We start from the raw sequence: 770 nt of genomic DNA, 5'->3' as shown, positions 1-770 counted from the left end.
CAATTCAGTATTGTGACTACCCGTTTGATAACCATCGTGTTGGCTTTAACGATATGAAACAAGCGTTGTCAAAAGACCGTATGAATAATATTCAATTTGGCGGTGCAGTTAGCGTATTGATGATGATCCCAATCCTTAACTTGCTGATCATGCCTGTCGCTGTATGTGGCGCAACCTTAATGTGGGTTGACCGTTATCGCGCTCGCTACGCACGTTACTAATCTCTCTACAATAAAACGCGATGTTATTGATAAATAGCTCGCGTTTTTACTCATTCCTCCCTTTGTTCTCTTGCTATATTCGCCATTTTTGTCATAACCTTTTACTAAAATATATCTGTTCAAAATAACTTAAAGATATAAGTATATAGGTAATTCATATTTGCAATAAAGGTTTGTTCGCGTATTTTGGGATCAACCTTACATCCAATTCTCGGCCCTAATTGACTATTATAAGGATATCCCATGAGTAAAATTTATGATGATAATTCGCTAACCATTGGTCATACCCCATTAGTACGCTTAAAACATTTCGGAAATGGCAATATTTTAGCGAAAGTTGAATCGCGCAATCCAAGTTTTAGCGTCAAATGTCGTATTGGTGCGAATATGATTTGGGATGCTGAGAAAAAAGGAATTCTAACTCAAGATAAAGAACTCGTTGAACCAACTAGTGGTAATACAGGTATTGCATTAGCTTATGTTGCAGCTGCAAGAGGTTATAAATTAACCCTAACCATGCCTGAAACGATGAGTATTGAACGACGCAAA

General features: G+C 37.3%; 2 protein-coding genes. Both read left to right on the top strand.

The window, feature by feature from the left end:
- Positions 1 to 221 (top strand): EI24 domain-containing protein (locus ABN217_RS19210; RefSeq protein ID WP_349459850.1); only part of this gene is annotated, 221 nt, incomplete at its 5' end.
- Positions 222 to 464: 243 nt separating this feature from the next.
- Positions 465 to 770 (top strand): pyridoxal-phosphate dependent enzyme (locus tag ABN217_RS19205; RefSeq protein WP_349459849.1); only part of this gene is annotated, 306 nt, incomplete at its 3' end.

It is taken from the genome of Proteus sp. fly-1067 (genome assembly GCF_040139345.1).
Classification (GTDB): Bacteria; Pseudomonadota; Gammaproteobacteria; order Enterobacterales; family Enterobacteriaceae; genus Proteus; species Proteus vulgaris_B.
Note: the sequence above shows the minus strand (reverse complement) of the source record. Positions and strands in the feature narration are given on the sequence as shown.